Origin of the sequence: Flavobacterium sp. (genome assembly GCF_036405015.1) — a bacterium.
In the GTDB taxonomy this organism is placed as follows: Bacteria; Bacteroidota; Bacteroidia; order Flavobacteriales; family Flavobacteriaceae; genus Flavobacterium.
Genome location: NZ_DASWYK010000114.1, coordinates 1 through 11,656, shown reverse-complemented (window position 1 = coordinate 11,656; position 11,656 = coordinate 1). Strand labels below are relative to the sequence as shown.

Sequence of the window (11,656 nt, the reverse complement as noted above, 5' to 3'; positions counted from 1 at the left end):
TAACAATTAATACAAATGAGCACATTTTCAATTTTCTTAGTTTTAATCACAATAGTTTGCTTTCTATTGATCGTAGTGATTATGGTACAAAACCCTAAAGGAGGCGGATTGTCTTCTACTATCAGCGGAACACAAATGTTAGGTGGAGTACAAAAAACAACTGACTTTTTAGATAAAAGTACTTGGACTTTAGCTACTGTTTTAATTGTGTTAATTTTACTTTCTAGTTTAAGTTTCTCTGGATCTTTAAGCGATACAGAATCTAAAATCATTGAAAAAACTGAAGCTCCTGCAAACGCACCTGCAGCTCCAGCACAAGGAAACACTCCTGCTCCTGCAGCACCAGCTACTAAATAATTTTAGCTCGATATAAAAATCTAATGCCAGCCTGTCAAAGCTGGCATTTTTTTTAGGAAATAATGTCAGTTTTACCAGCATGGCACAATTTCTGAAAGTTTATAGAACATAAAAAAACGTATAACTTATAATAATATAAAATCATGGCTTTAAACATTAAACCGCTTTCAGACCGCGTACTTATTGAGCCTGCTGCAGCTGAAACTAAAACTGCATCAGGTATTTTTATTCCTGATACTGCCAAAGAAAAACCACAAAAAGGAACTGTTGTTGCAGTAGGAAACGGATCTAAAGATCACACTATGACTGTAAAAGTTGGTGATACAGTACTTTATGGTCAATTTGCAAGAACAGAAGTAATAAAATCAGAAGGCGTTGATTATTTGATTATGCGTGAAGATGACATCTTAGCGATTATCTAAAAAAACATATTGTATCAAGAACAAGGTATTAAGAATAAGACTTTATTAACTTGAAACAAATCAAACTTTAAACAAAAATATAAAATGGCAAAAGATATAAAATTTGATATTGAAGCACGTGACGGTTTAAAACGTGGTGTTGATGCATTAGCAAATGCTGTAAAAGTAACTCTTGGACCAAAAGGTCGTAACGTAATTATCGGGAAATCTTTTGGTGGACCAACTGTTACTAAAGATGGTGTTTCTGTTGCAAAAGAAATCGAATTAAAAGACGCATTAGAAAATATGGGTGCGCAAATGGTGAAAGAAGTTGCTTCTAAAACCAATGATTTAGCTGGAGACGGAACAACAACGGCTACTGTATTAGCGCAAGCTATCGTAAAAGAAGGTTTGAAAAACGTTGCTGCAGGAGCAAATCCAATGGATTTGAAACGTGGTATTGACAAAGCTGTTGAAACTATCGTGGCTGACTTAGCAAAACAAGCTAAAGTTGTTGGAAGTGATTCTGATAAAATTCAGCAAATTGCTTCTATCTCAGCAAACAATGACGAAGTTATTGGTGAATTAATCGCTACAGCTTTCGCTAAAGTTGGAAAAGAAGGTGTTATCACTGTTGAAGAAGCTAAAGGAACTGATACTTTCGTTGATGTTGTTGAAGGAATGCAGTTTGACAGAGGATATCTTTCTCCTTACTTCGTAACAAATCCAGAGAAAATGGAAGTTGAATTAGATTCTCCTTACATTTTATTATACGACAAAAAAGTATCTTCTTTAAAAGAATTACTTCCAGTTTTAGAGCCAGTTGCACAATCAGGAAAACCATTATTGATTATCGCTGAAGATGTTGACGGTGAAGCTCTTTCTACATTAGTAGTAAACAAATTAAGAGGTGCTCTTAAAATTGCTGCTGTAAAAGCTCCAGGTTTCGGAGACAGAAGAAAAGCAATGTTAGAAGATATCGCTATCTTAACTGGTGGAACTGTAATTTCTGAAGAAAGAGGTTATACTCTAGAAAATACAACTATCGAAATGTTAGGAAACGCAAAAAGAGTTTCTATCGATAAAGACAATACAACTATCGTAAGTGGTGCTGGTGAAGCAGATATCATCAAAAACCGTGTAAACCAAATTAAAGGTCAGATGGAAACTACTACATCTGATTACGATAAAGAAAAATTACAAGAACGTCTAGCTAAATTAGCTGGTGGTGTTGCAGTTCTTTACGTTGGTGCAGCTTCTGAAGTTGAAATGAAAGAAAAAAAAGACAGAGTTGATGACGCTTTACACGCAACTCGCGCTGCTGTTGAAGAAGGAATCGTTGCTGGTGGTGGTGTGGCGCTATTGAGAGCTAAAATTGCTTTAGCTGACTTAAAAGCGGACAACGCTGATGAGGCAACTGGAATTCAAATCGTTTCTCGTGCTGTTGAAGCTCCATTAAGAACTATCGTTGAAAATGCTGGTCTTGAAGGTTCTGTTGTGGTTTCTAAAGTTTCTGAAGGTTCAGGTGATTTTGGTTACAACGCAAAAACTGACGAATATGTAGATATGCTTACTGCTGGAATTATCGATCCTAAAAAAGTAACTCGTGTAGCTCTTGAAAACGCTGCATCTGTTTCTGGAATGATCTTGACTACAGAATGCGCATTAATTGATATTAAAGAAGAAAATGCCGGAGGCGGAATGCCAATGGGAGGCGGAATGCCAGGAATGATGTAATTCATTCTCTTCTTAAAAATTAAAAGCGTCAGATTTTTTTATCTGGCGCTTTTTTTTGTTAGCCACGAATTCACGAATTATTTTTTTCTAATCTATATGTATATTTTTATTTGCCACAGATTACACAGATTGAAAGAATTATAATCTGTGACAAACTTTTTCACACAAAGCATTCGTATAATTAATGACAACAATTTTTAAACACAAAGATTAGAAAAAAATAATTCGTGAATTCGTGGCAAACTTTTTTATTTAACATTCTCTTTTTCTTTAAAAAATCTCTTATCTCTACCTTTGTATTTCTATTTAAAATTGCAAAATGAGAAAATTCACTACTCACCTTTTATCTTTTACATTCTTACTTCTTACAGCTTTTTTACAAGCTCAAAATAATAAAGACAATTATGTTGTTTTAGTTTCTATGGACGGATTTCGCTGGGACTACGGCAAGCAATACAATCTTCCAAATTTGAAACAGATTGAAAAAGAAGGCGTTCATGCCAAATCGATGAAACCTTCCTACCCTACTAAAACTTTCCCTAATCATTATACGATTGTAACAGGACTTTATCCAGATCATCACGGAATCATTAATAACGTTTTTTACGATTCTTCTTTAAATCAATCTTTTTCATTATCAAGCGATGCTAAAAACGATTCTAGATTTTATGGAGGAAATCCGATCTGGAATTTAGCAGAGCAACAGGGCGTAAAAACGGCTTCTTTCTTTTGGCCTGGTTCTGATATTGACAAAAGAAACCCAAGCTATTTCAAAAATTATAACGGAAAAATTCCGTACGGAGCCAGAATTGATACCGTTATGAAATGGTTACAGCTTCCAGAAAAACAAAGACCTCATCTGGTTACTTTATATTTCGACGAACCTGATCATTCAGGACATAATTTTGGACCTCTTTCACCAGAAACCAAAAAAGCTGTCATCAAAATGGACTCGATTATGGGCGAATTATCCCGAAGATTAGATCAGTTACCTATCGGAAAACAAATCAATTTAATTATTGTTTCAGATCACGGAATGGCTAATATCAGCAATGATAAAAAAGTAGCTGTTTTAGATTATTTAAAACCAGAATGGTTAGGTTATAAAGATGTAATCAATCCAATTATGAGTTTACAGGCCAAACCTGGTTTTCAGGATTCTATCGCCAATGCTTTGAAAAAAGTGCCGCATATTAAATTTTACAAATCCTCTGAAGTGCCAAAAAGATTGCATTATGGAACAAATCCACGTGTGCATGATTTTGTTATCGAAGCTGAAAAAGGATGGAGCTTAGTAAGCAAAGAAAGTACGCATATAAAAGGTGGAACTCACGGTTATGACAATAACGAGAAAGATATGCATGCCATTTTTTATGCAAAAGGTCCTGCTTTTAAAATTGACAAAACTGTTAAAACTTTTCCGAATGTTTCTATTTATCCCTTAATTGCCAATATCCTTGGTTTACAAATTGGTGAAATTGATGGAAAATTAAGCGATTTAAAATCAGCACTTAAGTAATTAGAAAATTTATTAATTTGAGAATTAAATAATAGGCACGCGACTTTGACTTCGCTCAGCCTAACAAAACTTAATTCTTTTGCAAAAAATAAAGCCGACAGTTTTAAGAACTTGTCGGATTTTTTGTGATTAGAAATTACCAAACTGCTTTATTATCCAACTATCTAATCCTAAAAAACATTATAAGAGTTTTAACTATTATAGATTAATATTACAACTATATTTATAATTTCATTACGTAATTACTTTTAAACCAACCCTACTCTTATGAAATTAATAATTCGGTTTTTTAGCTTTTTATTCTGCCTACAATCATTTTCACAAGCGATCAGCAACCAAGATAAAATTACAAAATACCTTACTGATTATTTTTCACAAGACCGGGAAATCATTCATGTACAATTCAACAAAAACCTTTTTATAAACAATGAAGACATTGCTTTCAAAGGATACATTCTGAGTAAAAACAACAATATCCCAAACAGTAATACTACAAATGTTCAATTAATTGTTTACGACAATAATGAACAAATAATTCAGAAACAATTGCTTTTTGCGCAAAACGGGATTTTTTCTGGCGGAATTCATTTAACGGAAAAATTCAAACCTGGCAAATACTATTTTCATTTTTACACCAATTGGATGAATAATTTCAAGGAAAATGATTCTTTTAATCAGACTATTGAAATTATTGACAAAAACACTCCGTACGCATTTGAGAATAAAGAATTTAACTGGAAAACAGCAGAAATAGACTTATTTCCCGAAGGAGGAATTATAGTAAATGATATTGTTAATTTGATTGGAATTAAGATTACAGACTGTGATAAAACAGGAATAGAGACAGATGGTGTTATTCTAGATTCAAAGTCAAATGAAATCACACGCTTTCGCACCAACCAAATGGGAAATGGTGTCTTTTATTTAAAACCTGATTTAAACGAAAAATATACCCTTGAAATAAATAATGACAAATTAAAAATAAAGCAGCCTCTGGGTAAAATTACAGAAACCGGAATTGTTTTAAGCGCTCCTAATAATCCTGCAAGAAACAATTTACTTGTAGTTCTAAAGACAAACGAAAAAGGACTTCAAACTTATAAAAATAAAAAGTTCACTATCCTTATTCAACAAAATGGAAATTCGATGCAACAAGAAGTTAGCTTTAACAACAACAAAACTGACCAATCCTTTTATTTTGACAAAAAATATTTACCAAATGGAGTAAATACAATTAGGGTATTAGATGAGGATTTAAATGAAATTACAGAAAGACTAACCTATATTGAAGAAGGTAAAAATCTGTCTACAACATTAGATACAAAAACAACGTCTAACGACAGCATTATAGTATCTGGAAAAACCGACTTTAGTAAAGCACGTTTAAGTATTAGCGTTCTTCCTGAAAAAAGCATATGCATCAATCAAAAGAAAACAATTTTGGGCACTTTTTACTTAAATGCCTATTTAGAGAAACCGGAAACGAATACTTATTTTTATTTTGATCCAGAAAATAAAACCCGAAGACAAGATATAGAGCTATTATTACTCAATCAAAATAAAGGAAAATACTTGTGGGAAAATATTAAATCAGGACCACCAAAAATTAGTTTTGAATTTGAAAAAGGAGTTACCATAAATGGAAAAGTAGAGAAAGAACTTAAACCGGATTCTAAAAATAAAATTTCACTTGTTGCATTAAAAAACAATTTATTTGACCAAACCACTATCGATCAGAATAATGATTTTAAATTTGAACATTTTTTTGTTCAAGATTCGACTGTTTTAGCTTTGCAGATGTCCAATGAAAAAAACACTACTTTAAGCACAAAAATAGAAGCACGAATTGCCCGAAATGAACCTCGATTTGTTTTGGGACCATCATTTGAAAAAACATTTTGTCCTGCAACAAAAAGCGTTGACAATATTTTTAATTTTCAACCTCATAAAACAGAGACAACCGAATTAAAAGAAGTTGCAATAAAAAACACTTTTAAAAAAGAAGTTTTTACTCACAAAGATGACATGAGTCCTATGGCGAGAGCATTTAAATTTGACGGAAAAGAATACGGAACCGTATTGAATTTTCTTTCTTCAAATGGCTATAATACAGGCATCAATCAATCCGATTTCAGTGTATATATAAAAGAACGAAGAGGTTCCTACCTAGGCGAATCGGCAAGTTCTCCAAATGTATATATTGACAATTTTTTACTCTTCGATTTCAATCAACTTTTCAATCTTACATTAGATCAAATAGATGAAATTTATATTGATCAGACTGGAAGCTCTGATACTTCAGGCACAGGACACGGAACAATTAAAATTTTTATGAAAACCGGTCAAAAAAATGATTATTTCAAAGTAAAATTTACAACACTAATCGTTACAAAAGGCTTTGCAAGAAACTTTACTTACAAAACTCCACCATTTGAAAACCAGGATGAGTTTAATTATTTCAGTACATTGGGCTGGTTTCCAAACATCGAGCTAAACGATCATTTAGACTATCAAATTAAAATTCCAAAGAATCAACAAAGAGAAATACAAATTGCTATTGAAGGTTTTACTAATGACGGACAATTAATTTCTGAATTTAAAAAAGTCCCCATTGGAGTAAACAATTAGAAAATGTGTCAATTTGGTAATTTATTTAATTATATAAAATTCAATTGCCTCCTGCTTTAGCTGGAGGTTTTCCAAATCCATAGAAAAAGGCTTTAACCAAACTCTACAGTTCGGCTAAAGCCTTTTTATCATCATGCATTTTATTCCTCCAGATAAATCTGGAGGCAATTTAATAAAATGTTTATGGCAATTAGACAGTGACAAAAAAGGCTTTCATTAATATTAAAAACTCCTTCAAAATTGCCACGTACAATAAACCCGACAGGTTTTGAAAACCTGTCGGGTTTAAAGGAAACATATTTCATTAAATCCTCTAATTAAAAACTAGTTGATACAGAAACCAATTTCCATTGCTCCAATTCCGCTTGAACGCTTGCAATTTTCTGATTCGCCATATTAAAAGCATCTTCACCTAAAAATAAATGCAAAGGCGGATTTTGATCTTCGCTAGCTTTAATTAAAGCTTCTGCCAATTTCACTGGATCTCCCGGCTGATTTTCGTTGATATCCTCTTTGTGCGCACTTTGAGATTGTCTTACTTCTTTATATTCCGCGATTGGATTTTCTGGCAATAAAAGCGAACTGTCTTTCAAAAAATCGGTTCTGAAATAACCCGGATAAACTATTGTAGCATGAACTCCGAAAGGTCTTATTTCTGCTGCTAAAGATTCTGTTAAACCTGCAACCGCAAATTTGGTTGAGCAATAAATTCCCCAACCTGGAAATTCTCCATAATATCCTCCAACAGAAGAAATATTAAAAATATGTCCTGATTGATTCGTGCGAAGAATCGGCATAGTATGTCTGATTACATTCAATAATCCGAAAACATTTACTTCGAAGTTTTTTCTGGCTTCTGCATCGGTTAGTTCTTCTAAAGCTCCCAACAATCCGTAACCTGCGTTATTGACTAAAACATCAATTGTTTTAAAATGATTTAAGGTTTTATCAATAGCTGTTTTTACACTTTTTTCATCTACCAAATCCATTTCAAGAGGAAGAAAACTTTCTGATGTATTTCCTAATACTGCAATTAAAGAAGCCTCATTTCTTGATGTTGCTGCAACTTTAAAACCTTCTGCTAAAAGTTTTTTAGCTAATTCTAATCCAAGTCCTTTTGAAGCACCTGTGATAAACCAAACTTTGTTATTTCCCATGATTTTAAATTTTTACGTTTATAATTACAGGACAAAGGTATTGGCGAAGTGCTTCTTAAAAATTAAAGCAATCAAGCAAGAAGTTACAAAAATCAATCAATTTCTGCTAATCGATAGTTTTTGGGCGAAACCTGAACATTTTTTTTGAAGAAATTAATAAAATGAGACAATTCCTCAAAGCCTAAACACCACGCAATTTCATTGATATTCCAATTGGTTTGTTTTAAAAGAATCATGGCTTCCTGAACAATCCTTTCTGAAATAATCTGAGAAGTGGTTTTTCCTGTGGTTTCTTTTAAAGCTTTATTGAGATGGTTGACATGCACATTCAATTGATTTGAATATTCTGAAGGTGAACGGAAATTAATCTGTTGCGAAATGGATTCAACAGGAAATTGTCGCTCCAACAATTCTAAAAACAAAGAAGAAACTCGAATTGTAGCGTTTGATTTACTGTATAATGAAGCAGTTACAGTTTGTGTTTTAAGCGCAATATGAATAATTTCGAAAACCAGATTTCGAAGTACATCATATTTAAAAGCATAATCAGAATTGATTTCTTCCAACATTTTTAAATAAACTGTGTTGAGAGATTCTGCTAATGCTGCAGAAACAGGAACTACAGGATTTCCTCCTGGTTGAAACAAAGGATATTCTTTTAAATTCCCAAACTGACTGAAAAATGCGTCTGTAAAAATGCAGAAAAATCCCGTTTGACTTTCATCAATATGTTCCCAGCTATAGGGAATCTGCGGATTTGCAAAGAACAAAGCCTGATCTTCAATCGTTACAACTTTATCGGCATAATGGACTTTATTTTTTCCGACAATTAAACTTATCTTATAAAAGTCTTTTCTAGTATAAGGCAATGGACTGCAAGTACTTCCAACGTATTCATCCAGTTTAAAAACATTAAAATGTCCGATTTCTTTTTTCAGATTCTCGGGCATTCCTTTGATTTTAACTGTATAAAAATCTTCTAATGTTTCTGTTAGCTTCATTTTACAAAGTTATAAAAATCAAATTATTTAAATTAGATGATTAGAAAAAAGGGCTTCATAAACTACGGAAAACTTTGTCAAAGTTTTGAACTTTGACAAAGTTGTCGCATACAATAAACCCGACAGGTTTTAAAAACCTGTCGGGTTTAGAAATGCGATATAAAATCGGCCTGAATTAATTCACAATTAATAATTTACAATTCACAATTATTAAGAAACCACTTTATATGTAGGATCTTCAATCACATTGACTTTAATAACTGCATCGGCATTTTTTAGTAATTGTCTGCAGTCTTCACTTAAATGTTTTAGTTCAACTACTTTATTTACCTGATTGTATTTTTTCGTCAAATTGTTTAAAGCTTCAATGGCTGACATGTCTGAAACACGACTTTCTTTAAAATCAATGATGATATGATTTGGATCGTTTTGAATATCAAATTTTTCGATAAAAGCCGTTACAGATCCAAAAAATAATGGTCCATAAATTTCATAATGTTTTACACCATTTTCATCAATATAATGACGTGCACGGATTCTTTTGGCACTTTCCCAGGCAAAAACCAAAGCTGAAATAATTACTCCAATTAAAACCGCCAAAGCCAGATTATGCAATACAATGGTAATTACAGCAACTAGAATTCCAACAAAAATATCATGTCGTGGCATTTTATTAATGATTCTAAAACTTGCCCATTCAAAAGTAGTAACGGCCACCATCATCATGACACCAACCAAAGCTGCCATTGGCAATTTTCCAATTACAGGTGCTCCAAAAAGAATAATAATTAAAATAGTCAAAGCGGCAATAATCCCTGAAAGTCTCGCTCTTGAACCTGCACCAAGATTAACCAACGTTTGTGCAATCATAGGACAACCTCCCATTCCGTAGAAAAAACCGTTTAAAATATTCGAACTTCCTTGTGCAATACATTCTCTATTACTATTTCCTCTTGTTCCTGTAATCTCATCAACTAAATTCAGTGTCAACAAACCTTCGGTTAAACCGACCGCAGCCACAATAACTGAATACGGAAAGATGACTTTTAAAGTCTCAAAAGAAAACGGAATATTCGGAATATGAAACGGAGGAAATCCGCCTTGTACAGATGCGATATCTTCTACCGTTTTGGTTTCGATATTAAAAACGATTACCAATGCAAAAACAACCATAATGGCAACCAAAGAAGCAGGAACTGCTTTTGTAATCTTCGGAAAAAGCAAAACAATTGCAATCGTTAAAACCACCAAACCTGCCATAATATATAATGGAGTTCCCTGAAGCCACGAAACCTGACCGTTTACGACAGTTTTAAATTGCTCTAACTGCGACATAAAAATTACGACCGCTAAACCGTTTACAAAACCAAACATTACAGGTTGCGGAACCAAGCGAATAAACTTTCCGAGTTTAAAAAGTCCGATACAGATTTGTACGATACCTCCAAGGGCAACGGCTGCAAAAACATATTCTATTCCGTGCGATTTCATTAGAGCAATTAACACAATCACTGTTGCTCCTGCTCCGCCAGAAATCATTCCGGGTCTTCCTCCAAAAATGGCGGTTACCAATCCGGCAATAAAGGCAGCATACAATCCTACCAATGGTGGAAATCCGGCAAGAATTGCAAATGATAGCGATTCTGGAATCATGGTCATAGCCACAGTCAAACCGGCTAAAATTTCGTTTTTGTAATTGATTTTTTGACTAAAATCGAAGAGTTGGAAAGCTTTTTTCATAGGGCACAAATGTAGAAAATAATGCCCAAAACTTTATTACATTTAAGACATCGAATTTACACGAAGCGAAGCCTTAATAAGAGCCAAACCGTTAATAGAATGAATAGGCAAATCTTTAGGCTCGTGTTTTTCATTTTCACTTACCAATTTGAGATATTCATTTCCTTGTTCTGATTTTTGAATCCAGCGAATCATGTTAAACTCATCGCCGTCTTCATCTAAAATCGACACCAGATACATTTCTCCCCAAAAGATCATATCGATATTATTTTTGACCTTTTTATACAATACAACATCTCCTGATTTTATTAAAGGATACATACTATCTCCGCTTACAGAAATTGCTCCATCGCATTTTGGCAGATTAGGAATCGCCATATAATCGACGGGTTCTAGTTGTTCCTGATTTCGAAATAGAGCTGCGACAGAAGTTGTTTCTTGAATATCAAATAGAGGAATAACTTGCCTGTTTTTGGTTTTATCCGTTTTCAAGGAGAAATTATTCGTAACATATTGTTCTATTTCGACTTTACTTTCTTGAGAAAAATGAGTTTTTATCATAGAACCATCTCCCATTAATAGCCAAACAGGATTTAAATCCTGACAATTTTCTAGTATTTTAAGTAAAATAGTCTCTCCTAAATCTGCCTTCCTTTTAAATTGCTTACCCAAATACCCATTTGAAAGCCCAGCTTTAACTTCAAAAGGAGTTACCCTGATGCCTTTAAATTCAAGATATTCATATAAACGTTCAATCGCCTTCATAAAACAAATAGAAAATATTCTAGTAATTTTCTTGCAAAATAGAAAATAGGTTATATCTTTGCATTTGCAATAAGAAACAAAAAGTGAAAATGAGCAAAGAAACGAAAAAAAACAGGAAGTATACTTACGACCAGCGAATAATAAAAGCGTTGGTAGAGAAATACGGACTTACTACTGTTTATGTTCGGCAATGTTTAAGCGGACACAATTTGAGTATTACTGCCGACAGGATAAAAAATGATTACAAAGAACTTGATAAAGCTTTTCAGGAAATAATTACGAATCTTTTAAAAAAAAATATTGATTCAGATTCTAAAAAAGCAATTACTAATAATTAGAAAAAACAAATAG

Annotated in this window: 10 protein-coding genes; 6 read left to right on the top strand and 4 right to left on the bottom strand. The window is 33.1% G+C overall.

Going from position 1 to position 11,656, the window contains the following annotated elements:
* Positions 1 to 15: 15 nt before the first annotated feature.
* The 5 genes from secG to VGE71_RS08695 all read left to right on the top strand — a co-directional run bounded on the left by secG (position 16) and on the right by VGE71_RS08695 (position 6,642).
* Positions 16 to 357 carry a preprotein translocase subunit SecG gene (gene secG, locus VGE71_RS08715; RefSeq protein WP_144215270.1) on the top strand — a complete coding sequence of 114 codons (342 nt, stop codon included), beginning with the start codon at positions 16 to 18 and terminating at the stop codon, positions 355 to 357.
* A gap of 143 nt (positions 358 to 500) precedes the next feature.
* Positions 501 to 779 (top strand): co-chaperone GroES, encoded by a 279-nt coding sequence (locus tag VGE71_RS08710; RefSeq protein WP_144215271.1) that lies wholly within the window; start codon positions 501 to 503, stop codon positions 777 to 779.
* Between the two features lie 84 nt (positions 780 to 863).
* Positions 864 to 2,495: a chaperonin GroEL gene (groL, locus tag VGE71_RS08705; RefSeq protein WP_331137973.1), complete on the top strand. Its 1,632-nt coding sequence runs from the start codon at positions 864 to 866 to the stop codon at positions 2,493 to 2,495.
* Between the two features lie 319 nt (positions 2,496 to 2,814).
* Positions 2,815 to 4,014, top strand: a complete 1,200-nt coding sequence (locus VGE71_RS08700) for an ectonucleotide pyrophosphatase/phosphodiesterase (protein WP_331137972.1) — start codon at positions 2,815 to 2,817, stop codon at positions 4,012 to 4,014.
* Positions 4,015 to 4,281: 267 nt separating this feature from the next.
* Positions 4,282 to 6,642 carry a hypothetical protein gene (locus VGE71_RS08695; RefSeq protein ID WP_331137971.1) on the top strand — a complete coding sequence of 787 codons (2,361 nt, stop codon included), beginning with the start codon at positions 4,282 to 4,284 and terminating at the stop codon, positions 6,640 to 6,642.
* A 317-nt stretch (positions 6,643 to 6,959) separates the two neighbouring features.
* On the opposite strand, the gene VGE71_RS08690 is transcribed toward VGE71_RS08695, so the two are convergent.
* The 4 genes from VGE71_RS08690 to VGE71_RS08675 all read right to left on the bottom strand — a co-directional run bounded on the left by VGE71_RS08690 (position 6,960) and on the right by VGE71_RS08675 (position 11,305).
* Positions 6,960 to 7,799, bottom strand: coding sequence for an oxidoreductase (locus tag VGE71_RS08690; protein ID WP_331137970.1), 840 nt, complete (start codon positions 7,797 to 7,799; stop codon positions 6,960 to 6,962).
* Between the two features lie 92 nt (positions 7,800 to 7,891).
* Entirely contained in the window at positions 7,892 to 8,800 is a 909-nt protein-coding gene (locus tag VGE71_RS08685) for a helix-turn-helix transcriptional regulator (RefSeq protein ID WP_331137969.1), read from the bottom strand.
* 210 nt (positions 8,801 to 9,010) lie between these two features.
* Positions 9,011 to 10,540, bottom strand: coding sequence for a SulP family inorganic anion transporter (locus VGE71_RS08680; RefSeq protein WP_331137968.1), 1,530 nt, complete (start codon positions 10,538 to 10,540; stop codon positions 9,011 to 9,013).
* 42 nt (positions 10,541 to 10,582) lie between these two features.
* The gene (locus VGE71_RS08675) at positions 10,583 to 11,305 is read right to left on the bottom strand and encodes a S24 family peptidase (protein WP_331137967.1); all 723 of its coding nucleotides are present in this window, start codon (positions 11,303 to 11,305) and stop codon (positions 10,583 to 10,585) included.
* Positions 11,306 to 11,394: 89 nt separating this feature from the next.
* Between VGE71_RS08675 and VGE71_RS08670 the strand changes: the two genes are divergently transcribed.
* Positions 11,395 to 11,643 carry a hypothetical protein gene (locus tag VGE71_RS08670; RefSeq protein ID WP_331137966.1) on the top strand — a complete coding sequence of 83 codons (249 nt, stop codon included), beginning with the start codon at positions 11,395 to 11,397 and terminating at the stop codon, positions 11,641 to 11,643.
* The last annotated feature ends 13 nt before the right edge of the window (positions 11,644 to 11,656 follow it).